At 40.3% G+C, this 23,778-nt stretch carries 21 protein-coding genes; 16 read left to right on the top strand and 5 right to left on the bottom strand.

Going from position 1 to position 23,778, the window contains the following annotated elements:
• Positions 1 to 111: 111 nt before the first annotated feature.
• Positions 112 to 1,830 carry an acetate--CoA ligase gene (gene acsA, locus AUO94_RS02400; protein WP_058385762.1) on the top strand — a complete coding sequence of 573 codons (1,719 nt, stop codon included), beginning with the start codon at positions 112 to 114 and terminating at the stop codon, positions 1,828 to 1,830.
• Between the two features lie 46 nt (positions 1,831 to 1,876).
• Here the strand turns inward: acsA and AUO94_RS02395 are convergent, their stop codons facing one another.
• The gene (locus AUO94_RS02395) at positions 1,877 to 4,855 is read right to left on the bottom strand and encodes a transglycosylase domain-containing protein (protein WP_058385761.1); all 2,979 of its coding nucleotides are present in this window, start codon (positions 4,853 to 4,855) and stop codon (positions 1,877 to 1,879) included.
• A gap of 372 nt (positions 4,856 to 5,227) precedes the next feature.
• Here AUO94_RS02395 and tyrS point away from each other — a divergent pair, with 372 nt between their 5' ends.
• Positions 5,228 to 6,493, top strand: coding sequence for a tyrosine--tRNA ligase (tyrS, locus tag AUO94_RS02385; protein WP_058385759.1), 1,266 nt, complete (start codon positions 5,228 to 5,230; stop codon positions 6,491 to 6,493).
• Between the two features lie 49 nt (positions 6,494 to 6,542).
• On the opposite strand, the gene AUO94_RS02380 is transcribed toward tyrS, so the two are convergent.
• The gene (locus AUO94_RS02380) at positions 6,543 to 7,349 is read right to left on the bottom strand and encodes a cobalamin-binding protein (protein WP_058385758.1); all 807 of its coding nucleotides are present in this window, start codon (positions 7,347 to 7,349) and stop codon (positions 6,543 to 6,545) included.
• Between the two features lie 314 nt (positions 7,350 to 7,663).
• On the opposite strand from AUO94_RS02380, the gene AUO94_RS02375 reads away from it, so the two are divergent.
• On the top strand, positions 7,664 to 8,506 hold the full coding sequence (locus AUO94_RS02375; protein WP_058385757.1) for an STAS domain-containing protein: 843 nt from the start codon (positions 7,664 to 7,666) through the stop codon (positions 8,504 to 8,506).
• A gap of 313 nt (positions 8,507 to 8,819) precedes the next feature.
• Here the strand turns inward: AUO94_RS02375 and rpsD are convergent, their stop codons facing one another.
• Positions 8,820 to 9,422, bottom strand: coding sequence for a 30S ribosomal protein S4 (gene rpsD, locus AUO94_RS02370; protein ID WP_058385756.1), 603 nt, complete (start codon positions 9,420 to 9,422; stop codon positions 8,820 to 8,822).
• A 331-nt stretch (positions 9,423 to 9,753) separates the two neighbouring features.
• Between rpsD and megL the strand changes: the two genes are divergently transcribed.
• Positions 9,754 to 10,962: a methionine gamma-lyase gene (gene megL, locus AUO94_RS02365; protein ID WP_058385755.1), complete on the top strand. Its 1,209-nt coding sequence runs from the start codon at positions 9,754 to 9,756 to the stop codon at positions 10,960 to 10,962.
• A 43-nt stretch (positions 10,963 to 11,005) separates the two neighbouring features.
• Here the strand turns inward: megL and AUO94_RS02360 are convergent, their stop codons facing one another.
• Together AUO94_RS02360 and hisJ are read right to left on the bottom strand one after the other, a co-directional pair.
• Entirely contained in the window at positions 11,006 to 11,485 is a 480-nt protein-coding gene (locus tag AUO94_RS02360) for a GAF domain-containing protein (protein WP_058385754.1), read from the bottom strand.
• Positions 11,486 to 11,533: 48 nt separating this feature from the next.
• Positions 11,534 to 12,334: a histidinol-phosphatase HisJ gene (hisJ, locus tag AUO94_RS02355; protein WP_058385753.1), complete on the bottom strand. Its 801-nt coding sequence runs from the start codon at positions 12,332 to 12,334 to the stop codon at positions 11,534 to 11,536.
• 152 nt (positions 12,335 to 12,486) lie between these two features.
• Between hisJ and ezrA the strand changes: the two genes are divergently transcribed.
• From ezrA to AUO94_RS17190, 12 genes are all read left to right on the top strand, one after another.
• Complete coding sequence (gene ezrA / locus AUO94_RS02350) at positions 12,487 to 14,190, top strand: septation ring formation regulator EzrA (protein WP_058385752.1); 1,704 nt, start codon at positions 12,487 to 12,489, stop codon at positions 14,188 to 14,190.
• A gap of 59 nt (positions 14,191 to 14,249) precedes the next feature.
• Positions 14,250 to 15,353 (top strand): cysteine desulfurase family protein, encoded by a 1,104-nt coding sequence (locus AUO94_RS02345; RefSeq protein WP_058385751.1) that lies wholly within the window; start codon positions 14,250 to 14,252, stop codon positions 15,351 to 15,353.
• Positions 15,354 to 15,359: 6 nt separating this feature from the next.
• Complete coding sequence (gene thiI, locus AUO94_RS02340) at positions 15,360 to 16,562, top strand: tRNA uracil 4-sulfurtransferase ThiI (RefSeq protein ID WP_058385750.1); 1,203 nt, start codon at positions 15,360 to 15,362, stop codon at positions 16,560 to 16,562.
• A 207-nt stretch (positions 16,563 to 16,769) separates the two neighbouring features.
• A complete protein-coding gene (gene mbcS, locus AUO94_RS02335) occupies positions 16,770 to 18,344 on the top strand; it encodes an acyl-CoA synthetase MbcS (protein WP_058385749.1) in 1,575 nt (524 codons plus the stop codon).
• 191 nt (positions 18,345 to 18,535) lie between these two features.
• A complete protein-coding gene (gene rarD / locus AUO94_RS02330) occupies positions 18,536 to 19,453 on the top strand; it encodes an EamA family transporter RarD (RefSeq protein WP_058385748.1) in 918 nt (305 codons plus the stop codon).
• A 73-nt stretch (positions 19,454 to 19,526) separates the two neighbouring features.
• Positions 19,527 to 20,540, top strand: a complete 1,014-nt coding sequence (gene sppA, locus AUO94_RS02325) for a signal peptide peptidase SppA (RefSeq protein ID WP_058385747.1) — start codon at positions 19,527 to 19,529, stop codon at positions 20,538 to 20,540.
• Positions 20,541 to 20,552: 12 nt separating this feature from the next.
• Positions 20,553 to 21,131 carry an RDD family protein gene (locus AUO94_RS02320; protein ID WP_058385746.1) on the top strand — a complete coding sequence of 193 codons (579 nt, stop codon included), beginning with the start codon at positions 20,553 to 20,555 and terminating at the stop codon, positions 21,129 to 21,131.
• Positions 21,132 to 21,167: 36 nt separating this feature from the next.
• Positions 21,168 to 21,674 (top strand): thiol peroxidase, encoded by a 507-nt coding sequence (gene tpx / locus AUO94_RS02315; protein WP_058385745.1) that lies wholly within the window; start codon positions 21,168 to 21,170, stop codon positions 21,672 to 21,674.
• A 51-nt stretch (positions 21,675 to 21,725) separates the two neighbouring features.
• Positions 21,726 to 22,649, top strand: coding sequence for a class I SAM-dependent methyltransferase (locus AUO94_RS02310; protein ID WP_058385744.1), 924 nt, complete (start codon positions 21,726 to 21,728; stop codon positions 22,647 to 22,649).
• A 75-nt stretch (positions 22,650 to 22,724) separates the two neighbouring features.
• Complete coding sequence (locus AUO94_RS02305; protein ID WP_058385743.1) at positions 22,725 to 22,910, top strand: hypothetical protein; 186 nt, start codon at positions 22,725 to 22,727, stop codon at positions 22,908 to 22,910.
• Positions 22,911 to 23,043: 133 nt separating this feature from the next.
• Positions 23,044 to 23,307, top strand: coding sequence for an RDD family protein (locus AUO94_RS02300; protein WP_058385742.1), 264 nt, complete (start codon positions 23,044 to 23,046; stop codon positions 23,305 to 23,307).
• 91 nt (positions 23,308 to 23,398) lie between these two features.
• Positions 23,399 to 23,554, top strand: a complete 156-nt coding sequence (locus AUO94_RS17190; protein WP_156423924.1) for a hypothetical protein — start codon at positions 23,399 to 23,401, stop codon at positions 23,552 to 23,554.
• Positions 23,555 to 23,778 lie beyond the last annotated feature (224 nt).

Here is a 23,778-nt window from a genome sequence, read left to right as displayed (position 1 = left end):
TTGGAAAAAAGCCACTGGAATATGCAGTGTTTTCTAAAGAGTTTAAATAGTTCGCAATAATTTGTGGCAATGTTGTAGAATATAAGTAATCAACTTGAAAGGGTGAACAGTATGAATGTGAAAATCTTACCAGCAAAACCAGGAATTCATCAATTACATAATTACGAAGAAATAGCTGCCAATTTTGATTGGGCTGACGTTGAAAAAGAATTTAGTTGGTATGAGACTGGTCGAGTTAACATGGCGCACGAAGCCATTGATCGTCACGCAGATTCCGACCGGAAAAACAAAGTAGCTCTTTACTACAAAGATCAAAATCGTAATGAGTCATACACGTTTTATGAAATGAAGCGTATGACAAATCGTGCAGCTAATTTGTTAAAAGAAAATTCAACATTAGCAAAAGGAGATCGCCTCTTCATTTTTATGCCTCGTTCTCCGGAGCTCTATTTCATGATGTTCGGAGCGTTAAAAATGGGGCTAATTGTCGGCCCGCTGTTTGAAGCATTTATGGAAGGCGCTATTTACGATCGACTTGACGATAGTAGAGCCAAATCAATTGTTACAACGCCAGAACTATTAGAGCGGATTCCTTATGATCGTTTGCCGGAGCTTGAAACGATTTTTCTAGTAGGGGAGAACGTTAAAGCGCAAGACGGACACGTCGATGTGTTGAAACAGTTACCGGTCAGCTCAGATACATTTGATATTGAGTGGTTAGACAAAGAAGATGGTTTGGTTCTTCACTACACATCTGGTTCTACAGGTAAACCAAAAGGTGTCTTGCATGCCCAGTATGCGATGGTCCAGCAGTACCAGACAGGGAAATGGGTGTTGGACTTTAATGAAACGGATATCTATTGGTGTACAGCGGATCCAGGCTGGGTGACAGGAACAGCTTATGGCGTGTTTTCGCCTTGGTTGAATGGCGTGACGACCGTCATTTTAGGTGGACGCTTTTCTCCAGATGGCTGGTACAAAGCCATTGAAGATTTTGGCGTAACAGTTTGGTATAGTGCACCGACAGCTTTCCGTATGTTGATGGGCGCAGGAGATGCACTAGTAAAAGAATATGATTTATCGACGCTGCGTCATGTGTTGTCTGTAGGGGAACCGTTAAACCCTGAAGTGGTCAGATGGGGAGCGGAAGTATTCGACAAACGTATTCATGATACGTGGTGGATGACTGAAACGGGAGCACAAACTATCTGTAATTATCCATCTGTCGACATTAAGCCAGGTTCAATGGGGAAACCGGTGCCGGGCATCAATGTTGCCATTGTCGATGACCAAGGCAATGTATTGCCACCTAATCAGATGGGGAACTTAGCGATTGAAAAAGGATGGCCAGCAATGATGCGTCAAATTTGGAATAATCCAGCGAAATACGATTCTTATTTCTTAAAAGATAAATGGTATGTTTCAGGGGACTCAGCTTATATGGACGAGGAAGGGTATTTCTGGTTCCAAGGTCGCGTGGATGACGTCATTATGACTTCTGGTGAGCGAGTTGGACCATTTGAAGTAGAAAGCAAATTACTGGAACATCCAGCAGTTGCTGAAGCCGGGGTGATTGGTAAGCCAGATCCGGTACGTGGCGAAATTATTAAAGCGTTTGTGGCATTAAACGATGGCTATGAGCCTTCAGAAGAATTGGTTCAAGATATTCAGCAATTTGTTAAGAAAGGGTTAGCTGCCCATTCGGCACCACGTGAAATTGAGTTTAAAGACAAACTTCCGAAAACACGAAGTGGTAAAATTATGCGCCGAGTGCTAAAGGCTTGGGAACTTAATTTGCCAACAGGTGACTTGTCTTCCATGGAAGATTAATAGCAAAAATCCCGATTCGCTAAACGAGCGAATCGGGATTTTTTAGTTACGCTGCGTCATCTTCAGCAGGCTTTTCAGGATCCGGTTTTTCAGGTTCTTCTGGTTTCTCAGGTTTTTCAGGATCCGGTTTTTCCTCAACTGGCTTTTCCGGTTTTTCTTCAGGAGGAGTTTCCTCTTCTTCAGGAGGAGTCACAACTTCTTCTTCAACCGGTGGTGTTTCTTCTTTTTCTGGTTCTTTATCTTCAGGTGGTGGAGTTGGTTTTGGTTCAGGTTTTGGTTTTGGCTTTGGTGCAGCAATGCTGACACTATTTGAAGCACCTGATTGTTTGCCTGTGATGTCTACAGCAACGACTGTATAACTTCCAGCCCCACTCGCGCTATATGAATTGCTTCTCGATTCCGAAATAGAAGCAACGCGTGAGCCGCCTTTGTAAACTCGGTATCCAACAACATCAGTTGAACCAGAATTGGTCCACGTAATGGTTTGGCCGCTAATTGCTGCTTGAACAGCTCCAGGAGCAGCGCCATCTGCTTTGAAAGTTGCACCTGCAACTACTGAAGAGAATTTTGAATTGCCAGGGAACAATTTACCAGCATCTCCGCCGAACGGAGCCATCATGCGATCAATGTATTTTTGCGATACACCAATGCCTCCACCAGAGACGAATTCGCTTGGTGTAGTTGATAAAGCTGTATAACGTTTACCATTAATTGTTGTAAAGGAACTACTTGTTAAACTATCATCTTGTCCTTTTGGAAGCATAACGTTGGCATTAAACAAATCTGAACGTACAAGACCAGCACTTTGACAAGCTCCTCCTGGTGCCAAGCCAGAAATTCCACAAAACGACTTGGTAACGACACCTTCAGGTTGTTTGAAAGTCGACTTTGCTCCAACTAGCTCTGGAACTGTTTGATAAGTGGTGTTCATTAAGCTTGCCCACAGTTGGTTGACACGAACAGAAGGCTGTAAATTCGAATTCGGGAAATTATCAAGTGAATATTTTTCGCTATCGTATCCAAGCCATAGACCCATCGTAATGTTTGGGTTATAGCCAACTAGCCAAACATCTTTTGTGTTCTGAGTAGTTCCTGTCTTCCCGGCGAAGTCGCCACTAAAACTTAGTAAACTATTCGCTCGGTTCGCGGTACCGCGATCTGTAGTAAACACATCTCTTAACATATCGGTCAAAATATAAGCAGTTTGCGGTGTATAAATTTCTTTTTCGGCAACTTTGTGTTCAAAAATGACATTGCCATCTGCATCTTCAATGCGTTGAATCATATACGGCTCAACTTTTTTACCGCCATTTGCGACAGTGGCATAACCACTCGTTAACTCTTCTACAGATCCTTCGACACCACCACCTAAAGCAGTAGCAGGATAATAGTTTGATTCCTCTTTGACTTTGGAGAAGCCGGCATTGATCAAGTAATTGATCGGCATTTGCTCTCTAATTTGACCAAACAAGCGAAGAGCTGGCAAGTTTTGAGATTGTGCTAGCGCATCACGTGCTGACATGATGCCTTGTTCGCTAGAAGGGATGAAGTTTGCAGGCGAGTAACCGTCAGCTAATTTGAATTTCACATCAACAACGGGACTTCCTGCACCAATCGTACCAAGGTCAAGAGCTGGTCCGTATACGAGTAAAGGTTTTACTGTAGAACCAATCGAACGATATGCTTGAGTTGCGTGATTCAATTCTTCAATTTCAAAATCACGTCCACCGACAAAACTTAAAATACGTCCTGTTTTGTTTTCCATCATCATGCTTCCAACTTGAACAGGAAGATCTTTCATTTTGTCTCCGCCGTCTTCACTTGGTACGGACAATGTTGTGCCGTAACGTGCATAAGCGTCTTTTGCCTTTTCGTGAGCCAAGTACAGCTCTTTGTTAATGGTTGAGTGAATTCGGTAACCATTTGAACGAACTGCCCGGTCAGCTAAAATTGCATATTCCTCGTACAGCTTATTGTTTTCTTCAAGTGATTTCGGATCTATACTGTCTTTTTCAGCAAGCACATCCATAATAATACGTGTTGCTCGTTTTTCGAGCTCATCTGTAATATACGGTTCGCTATCTCGTGAACGTGATTCGTTTTCACGAAAATCTTTAACGATGTCATAAGCAATGGCAGCATCGTATTCTTCTTGTGTGATGTACTCAGTTTCTTTCATTCGGAATAAAACGGTTTTCATCCGATCGATTCCTGGTGCTAATCCATCCGCGTCTTTCAACTGGCCAACTGAATTATAAGGTGTGTAGCGGAAAGGGGCTTTTGGTATTCCAGCGATAAAAGCAGATTGAGGCAAGCTTAATTCACTGGCTGACTTGTTAAACAGTCCATTAGCTGCAGTTTCAATTCCGGCAATGTTAGCACCTGATGAGTTTCTGCCGTACGGTATAATATTGAGATAAGCTTCCATGATTTCATCTTTTGTCATAAACTTTTCAAGACGCATAGCAAGGAGAATTTCTTTTGCTTTTCGCTCGTAAGAAACTTCGTTTGTCAAAATTTGGTTTTTAATGAGCTGTTGTGTCAGCGTCGATCCACCTGTTTGACTATCGGAGTTTGCAACATCTTGAAGTAGGCCGCGGAAGATGGCTTTTGGAACAATGCCTTCATGTTCCATAAAGTATTCATCTTCCGTTGCAAATACAGCGTCGATGGCGGTCTGTGAAATTTTATCAAGTGTTGTTTCTTTTCGTTCCAAGTCAGTCTGAATTTTTCCGATATAGACATCGTTATCAAAAAACATTTCTGACGTTTCCACATAGCTGTAAATTTCGTTTCGCATTTCATCTTCAGAACGAAGCTTTTCTTCATCAACGAGCGAAGCAAAATATCCTGCTCCAACCGATGCAGCAAAAACTCCTCCTGTCACTAAGACAATGGCCAGAATCAAGGCTAAATTCCACAGGACTCCTGATGTTATACTCATTCGCTTGAACCACTTACTTGAAGTCCATCTATCAGTTGTTTCTTCGGCTTTATGAATCCAATTTTTTATTTTATCGCGCACATGATCACCCTCCTAAAATCTTTTATAGTATATCATAAAGTTATAATTGCATCGAAGCATATTGACAATATTGAAAAATAACGTAAACTACTACTATAATTCATATTTAAAACGATGAAGGTCCCGAAGTAGAGTGTGCAATTTTGTTTAGAGAGCTGGTGGGTGGTGCAAACCGGTCAAAATGCATAGATCGAATTACAGGTCTGGAGTTTACGGAAGTGTCCCGTATGGCACATGATGAGAGGGAGACTGTGTTCTCCAAGCTGGGTGGTACCGCGCTAATTGCGTCCCTGCATGAATTTTTCATGCAGGGGCTTTTTTATGTGGTTTTTTATGGCGCTCATCTTTTTAAAAGTTAAAGGAGGAATTGGAATGGCTAACGAATTAATTCAAGATTTACAATGGCGCGGTTTGTTATACCAACAAACAGATGAAGAAGGTATGGAGAAGTTACTAAATGAACAAAAAATTTCATTATACTGCGGAGTCGATCCAACAGCAGACAGTATGCATATTGGGCATATTGTGCCGCTCCTTACATTACGCCGTTTTCAAATGCATGGCCACCAACCGATTTTATTAGTCGGTGGAGCTACAGGCATGATTGGGGATCCTTCAGGTCGCAACGAAGAGCGTCAATTGCAAACGACCGAACAAATTGACCGCAACGTCGAAGGCATCAAAGTTCAGATGGAACAAATTTTTGATTTTCAGTCTGAAAACGGAGCCAAAATGGTTAATAATCGCGATTGGATCGGTGCGATGAACGTGATCGAATTCTTACGCGATTACGGCAAACTAATTTCAGTTAACTACATGCTCGCAAAAGATTCAGTTGCGTCACGCTTAGAGACAGGAATTTCGTTTACAGAATTTGCTTACACGCTTATTCAAGCGATCGACTTTAACCATCTGTACAATGAACACAATTGTCGCATTCAAATCGGTGGTTCGGACCAATGGGGGAATATTACCTCAGGTCTTGAAATGATTCGCAAAACACATGATGAAGAATCTAAAGCATTTGGTATTACCATTCCACTGGTCACAAAAGCGGACGGTACGAAGTTTGGGAAATCAGCCGGTGGTGCAGTTTGGTTAGATCCAAAAAAGACAACACCTTACGAGTTTTACCAGTTTTGGATCAATGCAGCTGATGCAGATGTAATCAAATACTTGAAAATTTTTACATTCATTAGTCGTGAAAATATTGAGACGTTAGAAAAAACGGTTGAAACTGAAGCACATTTACGCCAAGCGCAAAAAACGCTGGCAGAAGAAATGACAAAACTGATTCACGGGGAAGCTGCACTTGCAGATGCTCAGCGTATTACCAAAGCGTTGTTCAGTGGAGACTTGAAAGCTTTGTCTTCTTCAGAGATGAAAGCCGCATTTAAAGACGTTCCTTCTGTGGAAATGTCAAAAGAAGACAAGACAATTGTGGACTTGATTGTAGAAGCCGGTATTTCTTCGTCAAAAAGACAAGCGCGTGAAGACGTTACAAATGGTGCAATTTCAGTAAATGGTGAAAAAGTAACTGACGTAGCATACATTGTTGGTGGAAAAGACCGTTTGGAAGATGCTTTTGCCATTATCCGCCGCGGCAAAAAGAAATACCATATGGTGCAATTTCAATAAAAATGAAGAAAGGACAGCCGGATTTTGGCTGTCCTTTCAACATAGCAGATTAAATTTGCTTTTCTTTAATGAAGCGAGGCAGTTCCATATCATTGAATTCATTCGGGTGAATGAGTTTTCCTAAACGGATAGCGCCTTCAATCAAGCGAGGAGAAGGTCGGCAATACAATTCTTCTTCCATTACATGAATGTGATTGATAGCGGTCATGTCATCCCAGCCGGGGCGCTTTTTAACGAGTTCCGGTTTTACTTTTGCCGTTAAAATACCGACCCAGGCAAGTAAAATATAATCAGGTTGGCGTTCGAGCACATCGGCCCAATCTGTTTGGATATTAGCAGAATCAGTGTCATCGAACAAATTTCTAGCGCCGGTAATGGCACTGATTTCTGTTAGCCAGTTGATGTTACCTGGTGTGAAAACAGGCTTTGGCCACCATTCCCAGTACAACGATGGACGAGTTGCAGCAAGTTGCCCACGTGTTTTGATGTCTTCAATGACGGCTAGGTATTCGTTATGAACAGTCGTGGCATCGAGTCCACAAGCATGCGCGACCTTTAACAGGTCTTGTCCGATTTCTTCTAATGACTGAGGATCCAAAATAAGGTGAGGGATTTTTCTCCGCACCAACTCGTCTATGTTCCTCTCCATTCCAGGAACACTCAATGACGCCAATACCAAGTCAGGTTGTAACGCTTCTAGTTCATCCATCCGAATCGACAAGTCAGGTCCTAGACGAGGCAATGTTGTAATTTCTTTAGGCCAGTCAGAATAATCATCAACCCCGACGAGTAGATGTTCGGCATCTAAAAATGCTAGTAATTCTGTATTGCTCGGGCAAATTGAAATAATTCGCATTTAGCTCCACCTCCATTTTTTCAGTTTACCATGCCTATTGATTAAATTCTTTCAATTCGGTGAAATTGATAAAACAAAAGCGTGTAAGGAGCTTGGGAAATTTGCGTAGTAATTTTTTAAAAAGAGAAAGAGTAAGGCTCCACGTTTAACTTTCAAAAAAATGGGTATTCATAGTTGAGTAGAAAAACTAAACTGCTAAACAACAATGAAATTATTAGTGAGAGCGGGGTGAGGCTATTGCCAAATGAGACAAAAAATTTTCGAACTTGTATTATGCGAGTACCTAATAGTCGATTTGCCGCAATAGCTAATAAATGTTAAAAGACCAAGATTTATATGAACACTTGAACGCAAAAACTTGGGAAATGACTGAAGACTGGTACCATTCACTGGACAAAAGTAAAGCAGGTGTTTATGGTTCGACCGATCCGGATAAAATCGCTCTATTAAAAAAACAAAATCATGAATTTCATCTTTTGTTTTGTACAATGTTTAAAGAGGGGAAGCTTAATTTTAAATCAGACTTTCAGCATTGGATAGACCTGGTTGCCACGGACGAAGCGCATCTCGACACACCTATTGTAGAAGTTATTGGTGAATTTTTTCGGACTCAACAGCAATACTTGGATGAAATTGAACGTTTTTCTTTGAATCATAAAGAGCAGGTAAGTCTTGAAAAGCTGATGGAATGGACAAAAAAAATCGTCGAAGTAATTAGTGAGGTAAGTCTTAAATTCACAGATAAAAATTCCAAGGCTGCAGAAAGACGATTGAACTCACAGCAACAAATGATTGTGGAAATGAGTGCGCCAGTTATTCTGTTGGCTAACAAGATTGGAATGCTACCATTGGTCGGCGAAATCACGCCACATCGTGCAGACATTATTTTTGAAAAAACATTGGCACAAAGTTCGAAACACGATTTAGAAAAACTATTTATTGATTTATCAGGCGTACCGATGATTGATACGATGGTTGCGCAACAAGTGTTCCAGCTAATCAAAGGTTTAGAAATCATTGGCGTAAAAGTGGCTTTATCTGGCATTAGTCCAGTCATCGCTCAAACTGCTGTGCAGTTAGGCATTAAATTTATTGATATTGAAGTGTACAACACGCTTGCTCAAGCATTAAAACAAAATAAAGTTGATTCATTGTAATAGAAATCCCTAGAACCAACAAAGGTTCTAGGGATTTTTTTGTGATTTATTATAGTGGAATTTGGTTTTATTTGCGGTGACTATGTGGTTGTTTGCGGGATCGCTCACTTTGTTTGCCCGAAAGACCGGATTATTTGAAGGGAGAGAATTTATTTGTGGGAAAAGGAGTTTGTTTGCGGATTAAGCTAGTTTGTTTGCAACGGAGGAGAAGTTGTTTGCGCGATAATCAAGTTTGTTTGCGCTTTCCAAAACCCAAAGAAAAAACCTCCCAATCCTTAAAAAGGTTTGGGAGGTTTTCGAAATCAAGTTGGAATTAACGTGAGTAGTACTCAACGATCAACTGTTCGTTGATTTCAGCAGACAATTCGCTACGCTCTGGAAGGCGTACGAATGTTCCTGTTTTGCTATCAGTATCGATAGTTACGTATTCAGGAACAAAGTTGTTTACTTCGATTGCTTCGTTTACTACATCAAGGTTGTTTGATTTTTCACGGAAAGCAATTGTTTGTCCTGGTTTCACGCTGAATGACGGGATGTCAACGCGTTTGCCATCAACAAGGATGTGGCCGTGGTTTACGATTTGACGAGCTTGGCGACGAGTGCGCGCAAGACCTAAACGATAAACAACGTTATCAAGGCGAGCTTCAAGAAGGATCATGAAGTTTTCACCGTGTTTGCCGTCCATTTTACCAGCTTTATTGAACAAAGTTTTGAACTGACGTTCGTTCACTCCGTACATAAAGCGTAGTTTTTGTTTTTCTTGTAATTGCAAACCATATTCAGAAACTTTTCTGCGCTGGTTAGCACCGTGTTGACCTGGTGCGTAAGGGCGTTTTTCTAATTCTTTACCTGTGCCTGTAAGGGAAATTCCTAAGCGGCGTGACAGTTTCCATGATGGACCTGTATAACGAGACATATAAGTCTCCTCCTCTATTTTTGGTTTTTAGAGTAAAATAAAAACCAGATGCATTCATGCTGCAAGCCATTTTATATTCTTGTACCTTCGCTCAGCAGCCAAAGAGTTACACGATACACCTGCTATGAGGAATAAAATGGGCAAACACGCACATACAACTGCTGCGATTATTTTACACAAAGCATAGTATAACTGAATTTAGAACTGTAAGTCAACAGTAACCCCTATAGAATAGATAGGCAACCTAACTTTCTTTTTTGATAGGACAAGGTAGAATGGAAATGAGTATGTATGTAAGCGCTTTCTATAATAGTTAAGGGGTGTATATTTAATGAGAGATAAAGAAATGAACATTGAGACGGCGGTTATCCATAAAGGGTACGACAGCACTAAACATCATGATAGTTTGGTGACACCACTTTATCAAACTTCAACGTATTCGTTTGCAAGTGCCGAGCAAGGGGAAGATCGTTTTGCAGGGAATTGCGAAGGAAATATTTACTCGCGTCTCGGAAATCCAACAGTTCGCGTACTCGAAGAACGAATGGCAGAAATCGAAGGCGGTCAAGGTGCATTAGCTTTTGGGTCGGGGATGGCCTCGGTTAGTGCGATTTTGATTTATTTGACGAAAGCGGGAGATCACGTTCTTTGTTCACGAGGCATTTACGGCTGCACGTTCGGTTTGTTGGAGATTATGGAAGAGAAATATGGCATTACGCATAGCTTGGTGTCGATGACTACTGAAGAAGAGGTAGAAAATGCGATTCGCCCAGAAACGGTCTGCATATACGTAGAAACACCTATCAATCCGACTATGGAACTTGTGAATCTTGAAGCAGTCATGGCGGTAGCGAAAAAACACAACATTCGAGTCGTTGTAGATAATACCTTCTGTTCACCTTACTTACAAAATCCATTAAAAATGGGCGCAGACTTTGTTTTGCATAGTGCGACGAAATACTTGAATGGCCACGGAGATGTAGTTGGTGGCGTTTTAGTCGGAAGTGATGCAGAAGAAATGCAACATATTCGAATGACGGTACAAAAAGACGTCGGTGGTATTATGTCGCCATTTGATGCATGGCTATTGCTTAGAGGATTAAAAACACTTCATGTCAGAATGGATCGACATGTTAGCAATACAAAAGTAGTTTTAGAATTTTTAAAACAACAAGAAATCGTTAAAAATATATATTACCCGTTTGATGACAGTCATCCGCAAGTTGAAATTGCGAAACGCCAAATGCGTGAAGGTGGCGGTTTGATTTCATTTGAAATTGAGGGTGGTAAAAAAGAAGCGCAAGCCTTTTTAAATGCGTTATCACTGATCAAAATTGCTGTTAGTTTAGGAGATGCAGAAACATTGATTCAGCATCCAGCTACGATGACTCATGCGGTCGTGCCACCTGAAAGTAGACAAGCGATGGGCATCAGTGATTCCTTACTGCGTTTATCAGTTGGACTTGAGCATACAGACGACTTAATCGAAGACTTAAACAAAGCATTCGAGCAAGTGAAACCAAAACTTCAAGAAATCTAAAAAAACCCGAAACTCATCAATTGAGTTTCGGGTTTTCATTCGATTATAAATGCTTCATCAACACTTTGGCGAATAGTTCTAAGCCTTGCTGATCTTCTTCTGTGAAACGACTTAACTCAGGGCTATCAATATCAAGAACCCCAATCACTTGATCTTCTTTCATCAATGGCACGACAATTTCAGAACGTGACGCTGCATCACATGCAATGTGACCAGGAAATGCTTGAACGTCTTCTACTAACATGGTTTTTTTGTCAGCAACAGCTGTACCGCAAACGCCTTTTCCGACTGAAATTCGTACGCATGCCGGCAAACCTTGGAAAGGCCCAAGAACAAGTTCGCCTTCTTCCATCAAATAAAATCCAACCCAGTTGATGCGTTCAAGAAATTGATTGAGTAAAGCAGAGGCATTACTTAAATTAGCAATGCTGTTTTTCTCACCGTCTAATAAAGCATCTAATTGTTTTGAAAGCATCGTGTATTGTTCAATGCTACTGCCACTGTAATCTGTTTGTGTAAACATAAAGAATTCCCTCGTTTCGGTGTATTGTATGTTGAAAATCAAATCCGCTTAACTTAAGTAAGTATAAATTTTGTCGTAATGCTTATGCAAGCCATTGACACTATGGGCGTCTGAGCCGAATACTAACGGAACGCCAAGTGATTGGGCGAATTCGATATAAGGGAGCGGAGGATAGGCTTCCAAACAATCTGATTTCGAGTACCCCGCCCCGTTTACATCCAGTTCTAAGCCGGTGTTCTTTATTAGCTCGAGAATGTGTCGGATTTGTTTGTCATCATTGATGTTCTCGCCATGTGCTTTTTGGAATTTGTGAATTAATGTGGGATGACCAATTCGTCTGGGTTTGAATTGGCCAAGATCTGCGTAAATCGATTTTTCAAGCGTGTCATAGTAAAGCTGATAGGCAGCTTCTACAGATCCGCAAGCCGTTGCGAGTTCTGTAAATACTTCTTTACTAAAGTCAGCGCAAACATAGTGGTCATTTACGTGCAGGAAATGAACCGATAAAATAGAATCATCTAATTCCGGACCAATTTCATCCAAAAAAAGGGCTGTTTCTTTTTCAAAGCCTTCAATGTAATCAACTTCCAACCCTAATCGAATGCGAATATCTTTTTCATAAACATGCTTAAGATAGGTAATTTCATTTATATAGGCAGTTAGCTGAGTTGTGCTCATGCCGCTGTCTTGATCAGGAGTAGGATCTGAAAAGTTAGCTGGAAGTGGAGCGTGTTCAGTAAAAGAGATATCCGTAAATCCGGACTTTATTGCTTTTTCAATATATAATTTTGTTGAGTCTTTTGTCCCGTGTGGACAAAAGGGGGTGTGAATGTGACCGTCTCGCTTCATAAAGGCATCCTCTTTTCTGTCTATTAAAAAATATAATCGCTTTTCTTCTAATTTGGCAAACAAAAGAGTAGAATACATGTTAAAATAAAAGAATCATGAATACATTTACGTATAACTGGTAATGTGATTTGGAACAGGGGGCTATGTGACTTATGATGGAGTATATCATCATTGCGGTCATCATTCTATTAGCGGTAACAATCATTGGTTTTATGTTTCGTAAAAAACATTTAGCTGAAATTGAGCGCTTGGAACAGTTAAAACTGCAAATACAAAATAAACCGATACTTGAAGAATTGACTAAAGTGAAACAGTTGAACATGAATGGCCAGACAGAAGAAATGTTCGAACGCTGGCGCAACGTGTGGACTGAAATTATGGATGTGCATATTCCTAAAATTGATGCTGCTTTATATGATGCAGAAGAAGCAATTAATCGTTTCAGATTCAACAAAGCGACAAAGCTAGAACAAGATACAGAAGTTAAAATTGATCTTGTGGATCAGCAGATGAACGGCATTTTGGTAGAACTAAAAGAGTTGATTGGTAGCGAGGAAAAAAATCGCAGTGAAATTGATCTTCTTCAAGAAAAATACCGTCGTGCACGTAAAAACTTATTGGCTCATCAGCATTCTTACGGGATGGCTGCTGTACCGTTAGAGAAAAAACTTGAGTCTTTTATTCCGTTATTTGATGAATATGAACAACTGACCAATGAAGGGAATTACCTGAAAGCACGTGAAACCGTCATTAGTTTATCGTCAGAAGGCGAAGAGGCGTTTTTACTAGTTGATGACATTCCACCGTTATTGTCGGATGTCCAAACTAAAATTCCTTCTTACGTTGCTGAATTGCGTCAAGGCAAAGAAGAAATGGAAGAGCAGTCTTATTACTTAGGACATTTAGAATTGACTCTTCAACTGGACGAAATAGAAGAAGAACTAGAAGTATTAAAAGAAAATATAACGCTTCTGGAAATTCCACAAACGAAAATTGCAGTCGAAAAAATAAAAGATCGCATTGATTCATTTTATGAACTTTTGGAAAAAGAAGTGGAAGCGAAACAATATGTAGACGAATTCCGCATCGATACAGAGCGTCATTTAGAAGTTGTGGCACGAGATACAAAAGAAATGGATGAAGAGTGTAGATACGTTCAGCATAGCTATAAAATTAGCGAAAGCGAAGCGGCTATTCCAAAGTCATGTATGGATAAAATGGAGCAATTAGCAAAACGCTATAGTTTGCTGGCATCACGTCTCGAAGAAGATCAATCGGCATATTCAAGTCTTCAAGAAGAATTGGTTCATATTCGTGAGGATTTATCAATTGTTGACTCGACACAAATTGATTTTATGACGGCACTTAAGAGCTTGCGCATCGAAGAAAACAATGCGCGCGCGAAAGTAGAACAGTTGAAACGTAAATTGCAAGAAACCGATCGTATTTTGCATAAAGCCAATATACCGGGTATTCCAGAAGACATGGATGTGCGTCTAGAAGAAGCCGAAGAACACCTTTTCGTGACAATCCAGACTTTGCGTGAAGTACCATTAAACATCAAGCTTGTGGATAATTATTTAGAACAAGCTGAAAAAAGTATTGAAGACGGTCATACTAAAGCAGTTGAAATGGTTGAAAATGTACTTTTGATTGAGCGCATCATTCAATATGGCAACCGTTACCGCAAATCCAATCTTCAGTTAGATGCCAAACTTGAAGAAGCTGAAGAATCATTTAGACAGCTTCGTTATACAAAAGCATTAGAAGAAGCGGCAACTGCAGTCGAAAACTTTGAACCAGGTTCGATGAAACGGATTGAAGTGCTGGTTAAAGAAGACGCATGGCGCATTTAAAAACAACATGTAAAGCCACCAGCTAATCTGCTGGTGGTTTTCTTTTCGGAGGTGAACAGATGATTTACTTGGATAATAGCGCAACCACAAAACCAAAAAAAGAAGTGCTCGATGCGTATATGAAAGTAAATGAGCTATTTTATGCAAATCCGTCTTCATTGCATGTGCTCGGAAACCAAGCGGAAGATTTGCTAGAAACCGCACGAACTCAATTAAAAAATCTGTTGCATATGGAGAATGTTGTCTTTACTTCTGGTGGTACAGAAGCAAACAACTTAGCATTGATTGGTACAGCTCAGAGTTATCAGCATAGAGGCAAGCACATCATCACTGCTGAAACAGAGCACCCTTCTGTCTTAAATAGCCTTGTTGCGCTAGAACGACAAGGCTTTAACATCACGCGTTTACCAGTCGATTCTTCCGGAGGTATTCATGTTGATGAATTGAAAAAATCGTTGCAGAACGATACAATTTTAGTTTCATTAATGCATGTCAATAATGAAATAGGCACCATTCATCCAATTGCAGATATTGCTCGTCTGTTAAGAAAAAGACGTATTTTCTTTCATGTGGATGCAGTGCAAAGTATCGGGAAACTGATATTTGATCCAACCGCTTTGCCCGACTTGATCACACTATCGGCACATAAAATTCACGGACTAAAAGGCAGTGGGCTTCTAGCATATTCTGGAGTTGAATTAGAAACGATTCAATATGGAGGAGGGCAGGAATCGGGGATACGCAGTGGTACCGTTTCTGTACCAAATGCAGTCGCTTTAGCAAAAGCATTAAGGTTAGTAGAACCAAATCCACTACACAAACAATGGAATCAAGACTTACGCCAATTTTTCTCAGGGTTTAACGGCGTAAAAATAGTTAGCCCAAAACAAGCTGCTCCTCACATTCTAGCGGTAGCTGTAAAAGGCATTAAAGGTGAGATTTTGGTATCGGGTTTGCAAAAAGAATCGGTCATTGTTTCCACTTCAAGTGCCTGCTCATCGAAAACGCGTCATACGAGTCGAGTAATTCAAGCAATCGGTTTGCCGCGTGAATTTAAAGATGGTGTGATCCGCATCAGTTTTGGAGAATTTACAACAGAGCAGGATATTATTGCACTTAAAACAGCATTTCAGCGGGTATACCGCATGATTAAAGGAGTTTAACGATAAATGAAAATCAATCAAGTTCTCGTACGTTACGGCGAATTATCAACCAAAGGCAAAAATCGCAGTTCATTTATTGGACGGCTGCGAGATAATGTCAGACAGACTTTTTCAGACTTGAAAGGAATCCAAATCAAAGCAGAGCGTGACCGGATGTTTATTACATCAGACAGTGAGCAACAATTGGCACAAGTGATTGAGCGCTTGCCGCATGTATTCGGTATCCAATCGTTTAGTCCAGTAACAGCATGTGAATTAGACATGGAAACAATGAAAAAAACAGCAGAAGCAGTTATCGCTAAAATTGAAGATACCGATAAAAGTTTTAAAATATCGGTAAAACGACCATTCAAAGAATTTCCTCACGAAAAACCGGAAATCATGAAAGAACTCAGCTCACATGTATTAAGAGTCTTTCCAGATTTAAAAGTTCAAATGAAAGACCCTGAAATTGATTTGAAAGTAGAAGTTCGAAAAGAAGCTGTTTATATGATGGCGGAAGTGATTCAAGGAGCAGGTGGTTTGCCAGTAGGAGCGGGCGGTAAAGCATTGCTCATGCTATCGGGTGGTTTAGACAGTCCGGTTGCAGGCTATCATATGCTCAAACGTGGCGTTAGACTAGAACTGATTCACTTCTTTAGTCCACCGTTTACTAATGAACGTGCCAAGGAAAAGGTATTTGATTTAGCTGAAAAGCTATCGCAGTTTGGTTCATCCGTCAATTTGCACATCATACCGTTTACACAGCTTCAGCAAGAAGTACACAAGCAAGTGCCGGATAACATCACGATGACTTCGACGCGGCGCATGATGATGCGCGTAGCTGATTTGGTGATGGCTGAGACAAATTGCCGAGCAATCATTACAGGAGAAAGTCTAGGACAAGTGGCAAGCCAAACGTTAGAAAGTTTACAAGCGATTAACGCGGTCACAAACACGCCCATTTTGCGGCCGCTAATTGCGACGGATAAGTTGGAGATTATCGATACAGCTCAAAAAATTGGCACGTACGATATCTCTATCCGTCCGTTTGAAGATTGCTGCACGATTTTTACACCAGCAAATCCCAAAATCAAGCCAAAACTTGAAAAAGTCGAGTACTACGAGAACTTTGTTTCGTTCGATGAAATGATCGGTGAAGCAGTATCTCAAAGAGAAGTTATTAAGTTTCCACGCATTAAAGAGAATCAGTTTGAAGATCTTTTATAATAGCTAAGCTGCCTTTTACAGGCAGCTTTTTTTGTGACGCATAACTTTAGTTCGCGAGTTAGATCTGAACTAAACGCACACAATCAGCAACAGAAAATATGAGTTCTTTTTAAAAGTTTAACTAGATGAAATTATATGAATAATTAAAAATTTAATGTATAATGATATGGATATAACAATTAGCTCTAGTCAGAGGAGGGAAACAGCATGAAAAGAGAAGAATTACTAGCGCCGGATTCGTATAATTTGGTGGAGGAAATTGAGCGATACGCAACAGGTGACGGCAAACTTGCGATTCTATGGGAAAACGATCAAGGGGAAAAACACCAACTTACATATGATGAATTAATAGAGCGTGCAAATCGTGCAGCGAATAGTTTTGAAACAGCAGGTCTTGTTAAAGGTGACGTCGTGCTCGTAATGGTGCCACGTTTGATCGAAGCATATGTTGCGTATATCGGAGCACTAAAGGCGGGCTTAGCGGTCATTCCCAGCTCTGAAATGCTTCGGGCAAAAGATATTGCGTACCGCTTAAATCACAGTGATGCAAAAGCGGTAATCGCCTATGAGCCGTTCATGGATCAATTCGAAGGTGTGAAGGAAATGGACAATGTCGTGAAGTTTGTCATTGGAAAATCAGGAAGTTCATGGATTTCTTTAGTTGATGAAATGGCTGCCGCTTCTCCTGAATACATAGCAGCGCCTACTAAAAAAGACGATATGGCGTTCTTATCTTATACTTCAGGAACTACCGGCAATCCCAAAGGAGCCGTACATAGCCATGGCTGGGCATATGCACATCTTCGAACGTCAGCGGAGCACTGGCTCGGTGCAAAAGAAGGGGATGTTGTTTGGGCAACCGCAAGTCCAGGTTGGCAAAAATGGGTTTGGAGTCCGTTCTTAGCGACACTAGGTAGCGGAGCTACCGGTTTTGTTTACAATGGTAAATTTGATCCGACTATTTATTTAGAACTCATGGAAACACGCAAAGTCAATGTGTTGTGCTGTACGCCGACAGAATACCGGTTGATGGCAAAACAAAAAGATTTAGCCAACTATCATTTGTCCGCTTTGCACAGCGCAGTGTCTGCGGGGGAACCACTTAACGCAGAAGTCATCAATGTTTTTAAAAATCATTTTGACATAGAAGTCCGCGATGGTTATGGCCAGACGGAAAATACGTTGCTGGTCGGAGTTATGAAAGGCATGGAGTCTCGCATTGGTTCTATGGGCAAACCGACGCCTGGCAACCATGTCGAAATCATTGATGAGTTCGGTAACCCGTGTCCAGTTGGTGAAGTGGGGGATATTGCTGTTCATGTTGAGACACCTGCTTTGTTTAAGGAATATTTTAAAGATCCCGAACGAACCAAGATGCAATTCCGCGGAGATTATTATGTAACGGGTGATAAAGCATCAAAAGATGAAGATGGTTATTTTTGGTTTGAAGGTCGAGGAGACGATATCATTATTTCTTCCGGCTATACAATCGGACCTTTTGAAGTAGAAGATGCACTGGTTAAACATCCGACTGTTCAAGAATGTGCAGTTATTGGTGCACCCGACGAAATACGCGGCACGATTGTCAAAGCTTTTGTCGTACTAGTAGAAGGTCATACGGCTTCAGATAGTTTGGTAAAAGAATTACAAAATCACGTAAAAGAATTAACCGCACCTTATAAATACCCTCGGGCAATCGACTTTTTAGCAGAGTTGCCAAAAACGGCATCTGGTAAAATTCGACGTGTGGAATTACGCCAGCAAGAACACGCGAAAAAATAAATGCAACCCCAAAAACGGCACTTCTCTTATTAAAAAAGAGTTGCCGTTTTTTGATTTGAACTTGAGCAAGAATGGGTAACGGATGTTTCTATAATTGACGTATGATTATTTACTTTCTGCTCCCATCAAGCCTATAATGAGACTATTATTTCGGAATATAAAATTTAATAAAGAATGGTGAGCGATGTAGAATGACAGATTCAAAAAAAGGCGTTTTGGTCATTATTTTGACTTATACATTATGGGGATTTATGCCGATTTTCTGGAAACAAATTAGTCACGTTCCAGCGGACGAAATCCTAGCAGGAAGAATTATATGGTCTTTCGTATTAACTTTTGGTTTTATTCTTTTAACTAAAGGAGGTCGCCAATTGTGGCTTGATCTAAAAAAGCTGTGGATATCAAAAAAGAAATTTTTCTTATTGATGTTGGCGTCGTTCCTCATCTCTGCTAATTGGTTTTTTTATGTCTATGCGGTTTCGCATGACCGGATTGTTGAAACAAGTCTCGGTTATTACATAAATCCGTTAATTTCTATGCTGTTGGGAGCTCTTTTTTTGAAGGAGAAATTGTCTCCAGCGGTAAAAATTGCTTTTCTTTTAGCGGCAACTGGTGTTTTGATTTTAACTTTCACTTTTGGTTCTTTGCCGTGGCTTGCGCTCGGTATGGCTTTCAGTTTTGCTTTTTACGGTTTGATCAAAAAAACCATTCAATTAGATGCTTTGCGCGGACTGGCAATTGAAACACTTTTTGTTTTTCCGATTGCAATTGCCTATTATATCTATTTGATGTCAATCGATCGCGTTTCTTTTTTAGAGACAGGACTAACAACAGATGTGTTGTTAGTCGCTAGTGGATTGGTTACTGCTTTCCCATTATTATTGTTTGCAATCGGTGCTCCATTGATTCCGATGTACATGATTGGGTTTTTGCAATACATTGCTCCGTCGCTAATGTTGCTAATTGGGGTTTTCATTTACGGTGAAGCTTTTACAACAGTCGATATTATTTCTTTCTCGTTGATTTGGAGCGCTTTAATTTTGTTTACTTCTTCAAAAATTTTGGAGGCACGGGGAATTCGAAAGGCAAGCAGGAAAATTTCGGTTTAGTGTTTCTTTTTGTTGAAACATTTGTGCGTGTTTCACGTATAGTAAGAGTAGAACTAAGGAGGGAATGGTATAAATGAATACAAAAAGATGGATTGCTCTAGTTGTAGCGGCAGCTGTACTCGGAATTTCATTGGTTATCAACTCGGCATTTGCTTTTCTTCAAGGTGGTTTTACTGAAGGTGTTGACGAACTCGTAGCGAATACGCAATCAAGTTTTTCGGAAGTTGTGGTAGAAGATGGAGATTTTGATAACCGTGTAGCTGTTTTAAATGTAGATGGTGTGATTCAAGACACGGGAGATGCAGCTTCACTGTTTGGAACGACTGGTTATAACCACTCTTTCTTTATGGAACAATTAGAAAATGTTAAAGAAGATCCTACGGTTAAAGCCGTTGTACTTACCGTAAATTCACCGGGTGGTGGCGTTGTGGAGTCGGCGGAAATTTACGATAAGATTATTGAAATTCAAGAAGAAACAAAAAAACCATTTTACGTATCAATGGGAGCAGTAGCTGCATCAGGTGGCTATTATATTGCAGCACCAGCAGAAAAGATTTTTGTTAACAAGGAAACCGTAACTGGCTCTATCGGTGTCATTATGCAAAGTGTCAATTATGGTGAACTAGCAGACAAACTGGGTGTGGATTTTGTGACGATCAAGTCGGGTCCATATAAAGATATTATGAGCCCAACTCGTGACATGACAGAAGAGGAACGCGTAATTCTTCAAGAAATGCTAGATGATTCATACGAGTCGTTTGTCGATGTAATTGAAGAAGGTCGTGACATGACAGAAAAAGAAGTAAAAGCTGTGGCAGACGGACGTATCATGAATGGACGTCAAGCAGTAGAGGCGAATTTAGCGGATGATTTCGGATTCGAGGAAGACGTAATCGCACAAGTAAAAACTGATTTCGATTTAGGTAATGCACAAGTATTCCAATACGGAGCTTCGCAAGGCTGGGGTTCGCTTTTATCCATGAAAATGAATTCGTTTTTCGGTAACGATCTCGAAACACAAATGATTACAAAAATGCTAACTGAATACAGTTCTCCACGTATGATGTATTTATACGGTGAAAAATAAGGAGGGACCACAATGACAGACCACGAAACGAATGAAACCACAGTGGAAGTGCCCGTCACGAAACAGCGTCCTGAAAGCGGAGGATTTGAAGAAGTTCTTTTTTACGAACGGAAACCGGCTGGATTTTGGGTGCGATTTTGGGCTTATTTAATCGATTTACTGGTTATTGCGGGTCTTACTGCTATTCTAGTCAAACCTATATTTGCTTTGACAGGAATAGAAACAACCAGTATTCCTTGGTATGCGCCGTATGCAATTGTATCGGCCATCCTCTTTTACGGCTATTTTGTGTTAATGACAAAATTCTTTTGTCAAACTGTCGGAAAGATGGTTATGGGGATCCGTGTAGTGTCTTTGAAGTCCGATAGCATCTCTTGGATGACGCTCCTGTTCCGCGAGTGGATTGGTCGCTTTCTTTCCGTGACCATTTTGCCGCTCTACTGGATTGTTGGCTTTACACCGTTAAAACAAGGCGTCCACGACTACATTGCTGACACGACAGTTGTTCATGAAGAGTCTTTTAGAAAAAATAGATTGATGAAGAAAAAGCATATAGAGGGGTCTGGGTTGCATGACACCCAAGCATTTTAGTATGATAAAGAGACTAATGAAAGGGAGGCGTATTGATTGGTACAAATTACATTCAAGAATAATCCGATGACTTTACCTAACAAAGAAGTGAAGGTTGGAGATCAAGCTCCAGATTTTACTGTGTTATCACCAGACTTATCACCTGTAACACTTAAAGACACAACTGGAAAGATTCGGTTGGTTAGTGTGGTTCCATCATTGGATACGGGTGTTTGTTCAGATCAAACGAGACGTTTCAGTGACGAAGCCGCATCTCTGGGGGACAATGTAGAAGTACTCGCCATCTCAGTTGATTTACCATTTGCTCAAAAACGTTGGACAGACATCAACAAAGTAGATGCTATTACAACTTTGTCGGATCATCGTGACTTGTCATTCGGTGAAGCTTACGGATTGACGATGCAAGAGCTTCGACTTCTAGCTCGTTCAGTTTTCGTACTTGATGAAAACGACAAAGTTACTTATGTAGAGTATGTAGCTGAAGGAACAGATCATCCCGATTACGAAAAGGCTTTAGATGCAGTTAAAGAATTAACAAAATAATACAAGAAACCCACTCGAGAGAGTGGGTTTCCTTATTGAGGACGGCGAATTATGAATTCAGCAATGGAAAAAACGTTTAATTTTATTGATAATCACACAACAGAAATTCAGAAAGAACAAGAAAACGCCTACCTGGAAAGTTTATTGACGACTACTGAAAATTGGTTGGATGGACTTATCAAGTTAGAAGCGGATGCCAGCAAAGAAGAAGTTCGTAAAGCACTTCAGCTAGCTGTGTTAAAAGGCATGAAAGAGCACATTCAACCACATCATCAAATGACGCCTGACGCACTTGGGTTATTGGTTGGTTATTTGGTTGAGTTGTTTGTCAAAAAAGATCAAGCAGTCATTTTAGACCCGGCAGTTGGAACAGGTAATCTATTGTTAACAGTCATGAATTACTTGGACGGCCGCTTGACAGGAGCGGGCGTAGAGCTAGATGATCTTCTCGTGCGTCTTGCTTCAAATGCAGGGAATTTAGTAGAACAACCCATTACGTTCTATCTACAAGATGCACTTCAGCCTTTATTGATTGATCCAGTAGACGTTGTCGTTTCAGATTTACCGGTCGGTTATTATCCCGACGACGAAACCGCAGCCACTTATGAACTAAAAGCAGATGAAGGCATGACGTATGCACATCATTTGTTTATCGAACAATCGTTAAAACACACGGCTGATGGTGGTTATTTGTTTTTCATCGTCCCGAAAGCGTTATTTGAATCCGAGCATGCCAGTCAATTGCATAGTTTTTTGAAAAAACATGCGCATATTCAATCCGTTATGGAATTGCCAGATAGCTTATTTAAAAACTCAGCGCATGCTAAAGGGATTCTCGTCTTACAGAAAAAGCAAGAAGGTATTAAAGCGCCGAAAGAAGTTTTGTTGGCACGTGTTCCGAATATGTCTAAGCCCGAATCCATGTCTCAATTCTTTTCTCAAGTTACTAGTTGGTTTAAAGAAAACAAAGAATAGAGCAGGGAAGTTATGCTATACTAAAGGTATAAAAACATCCATATGCACCATTTTTAACGAAAAGAGGGATGCGCAATGACTGAGTCAAACGAAGAACCAAAAAAAGTGAGTCTTCAAGAAGCTGTAAAACGCCAACTTGAAGCTAAGAAAAACCAAGCTTCAGACAAATTATCTGGTGGTAACGGTTCACTATCGACTAAAAAGATGAAGAGCCAGCAATCAAAGAAAGTTAGTAATAACCGCCGTAAAATGGGTACGTGATCGATTACGTTACTTAATGTTAAGATGGGGTTAAAAGAGACAAGGATTATTCCTTGTCTCTTTTTTTAGAATTAGCCGTTAAACCTTTATTTTCAACTAGGTCGTGAATAGTGACTGAGGGTGGAGGTCTTTGATGTATGCGGGATTGTGGCTTCGTTTAAAAGCGTTTGCACTTGATTATGTGTTGATTTTTTCCGATATGGGAGTATTGTTTATTGTATCCGTGATTTTCATTCCTTCCATACAACAGGGGTTTCAAGCTTCACGAATTATTGCTCAACTAACGGGCTTCATATTGCTTACGCTACCTGTTTCTCTCTGTTTTATCGTTGCAGACTCAAAAATGGGTAAGCAATCGTTTGGGAAATATAAAATGGGTATTGTCGTAACAGATTAAGAACCAAAAGCCTTTGTTGATAGGTCGAGCAATGAGTCGGACGTTTTTGAAGTTTTTACCATGAGAGCTTTCTCACTTTATGGTGTATCGAATGATTCAGTTAAGAGCTGAGGAATTAGAATTACTAGACTATCTAGTTTGGGGATGGATTTATGGATGGGTTTTTCTTTCTATTTTGATGGTTATTTTTACAAAAAATAAACAGACGCTTTATGATTGGTTAACGAAAACCTATGTCTTCAAATAAAACTTAACTCAAAGTATTGACTTGTCAGAGAAGACTGGTAAAATTTATTTCAATATACTTTTAAAAATGACTAGTCGAGTCGTTCGAAAAAATTTTCTTATGTCGTTGCTCTAGATTAGTATGAACTTTACTGGATTTAAAGTGGTAAGCCGTATTTTTTCATTACGTAAGTGTTTAAATAAGTCGATCGATGGTTTAGTAGGCAATTTGTGTGCAGCAGCAAG

Origin of the sequence: Planococcus kocurii, assembly GCF_001465835.2 — a bacterium.
In the GTDB taxonomy this organism is placed as follows: Bacteria; Bacillota; Bacilli; order Bacillales_A; family Planococcaceae; genus Planococcus; species Planococcus kocurii.
Note: the sequence above shows the minus strand (reverse complement) of the source record. Positions and strands in the feature narration are given on the sequence as shown.

Bases quoted from the DNA above. Each gene is read 5' to 3' on its own strand.
- tyrS (WP_058385759.1), top strand. From the start codon at position 5,228: ATGGCTAACGAATTAATTCAAGATTTACAATGGCGCGGTTTGTTATAC.
- AUO94_RS02320 (WP_058385746.1), top strand. From the start codon at position 20,553: ATGACAGACCACGAAACGAATGAAACCACAGTGGAAGTGCCCGTCACG.
- AUO94_RS02360 (WP_058385754.1), bottom strand. From the start codon at position 11,485: ATGTTTACACAAACAGATTACAGTGGCAGTAGCATTGAACAATACACG.
- rpsD (WP_058385756.1), bottom strand. From the start codon at position 9,422: ATGTCTCGTTATACAGGTCCATCATGGAAACTGTCACGCCGCTTAGGA.
- sppA (WP_058385747.1), top strand. From the start codon at position 19,527: ATGAATACAAAAAGATGGATTGCTCTAGTTGTAGCGGCAGCTGTACTC.
- AUO94_RS02305 (WP_058385743.1), top strand. From the start codon at position 22,725: ATGACTGAGTCAAACGAAGAACCAAAAAAAGTGAGTCTTCAAGAAGCT.
- ezrA (WP_058385752.1), top strand. From the start codon at position 12,487: ATGATGGAGTATATCATCATTGCGGTCATCATTCTATTAGCGGTAACA.
- mbcS (WP_058385749.1), top strand. From the start codon at position 16,770: ATGAAAAGAGAAGAATTACTAGCGCCGGATTCGTATAATTTGGTGGAG.
- AUO94_RS02345 (WP_058385751.1), top strand. From the start codon at position 14,250: ATGATTTACTTGGATAATAGCGCAACCACAAAACCAAAAAAAGAAGTG.
- AUO94_RS17190 (WP_156423924.1), top strand. From the start codon at position 23,399: ATGATTCAGTTAAGAGCTGAGGAATTAGAATTACTAGACTATCTAGTT.
- AUO94_RS02300 (WP_058385742.1), top strand. From the start codon at position 23,044: ATGTATGCGGGATTGTGGCTTCGTTTAAAAGCGTTTGCACTTGATTAT.
- AUO94_RS02380 (WP_058385758.1), bottom strand. From the start codon at position 7,349: ATGCGAATTATTTCAATTTGCCCGAGCAATACAGAATTACTAGCATTT.
- hisJ (WP_058385753.1), bottom strand. From the start codon at position 12,334: ATGAAGCGAGACGGTCACATTCACACCCCCTTTTGTCCACACGGGACA.
- rarD (WP_058385748.1), top strand. From the start codon at position 18,536: ATGACAGATTCAAAAAAAGGCGTTTTGGTCATTATTTTGACTTATACA.
- thiI (WP_058385750.1), top strand. From the start codon at position 15,360: ATGAAAATCAATCAAGTTCTCGTACGTTACGGCGAATTATCAACCAAA.
- megL (WP_058385755.1), top strand. From the start codon at position 9,754: ATGAGAGATAAAGAAATGAACATTGAGACGGCGGTTATCCATAAAGGG.
- acsA (WP_058385762.1), top strand. From the start codon at position 112: ATGAATGTGAAAATCTTACCAGCAAAACCAGGAATTCATCAATTACAT.
- AUO94_RS02375 (WP_058385757.1), top strand. From the start codon at position 7,664: ATGTTAAAAGACCAAGATTTATATGAACACTTGAACGCAAAAACTTGG.
- AUO94_RS02310 (WP_058385744.1), top strand. From the start codon at position 21,726: ATGAATTCAGCAATGGAAAAAACGTTTAATTTTATTGATAATCACACA.